The organism is Bartonella sp. MR168JLCBS, assembly GCF_042194175.1.
The window spans coordinates 1-595 of record NZ_JBHIMP010000540.1 but is presented as its reverse complement, the minus strand read 5'-3'; the positions used below and the strand labels follow the sequence as shown (position 1 = coordinate 595).

General features: G+C 42.0%; 1 protein-coding gene. It reads left to right on the top strand.

Annotated features, from left to right (window positions below):
* The coding region (locus ACFIK8_RS12515; RefSeq protein ID WP_375669613.1) for a lipoyl synthase at positions 1–595 on the top strand (595 nt) is incomplete at its 3' end.

Genomic DNA, 595 nt, shown 5'->3' with positions numbered 1-595 from the left:
ATGCATCGTCCGGATACAAGCATTCAGAAAAAACCAGATTGGATTCGTGTGAAAGCGCCAACATCAAAGATATATAAGGAGACGTATGATATTGTACGCGCTCATAAATTAGTGACGGTATGTGAAGAAGCGGGTTGTCCAAATGTTGGCGAATGTTGGAGCCAGCGGCATGCCAGTTTTATGATTTTGGGTGAAATATGTACGCGGGCTTGTGCTTTTTGCAACGTTGCAACAGGTATTCCGCTTGCAGTCGATGATAATGAGCCAGAACGTGTGGCGGATGCTGTTGCACAGATGGAATTAAAACATGTTGTGATTACATCTGTTGATCGTGATGACCTTGCTGATGGTGGTGCACAACATTTTGCAAAAGTTATTTATGCTATTCGTCGAAAAGCTCCCAAGACAACAATTGAAGTCCTCACACCTGATTTTCGCCATAAGGATGGAGCTTTAGAAATTGTTGTTGCTGCTAAGCCTGATGTCTTTAATCATAATTTGGAAACAGTTCCATCTAAATATTTAAAAGTTCGTCCAGGGGCGCGTTATTTTCATTCGATTCGGCTCTTACAACGTGTTAAGGAACTTGATCCGA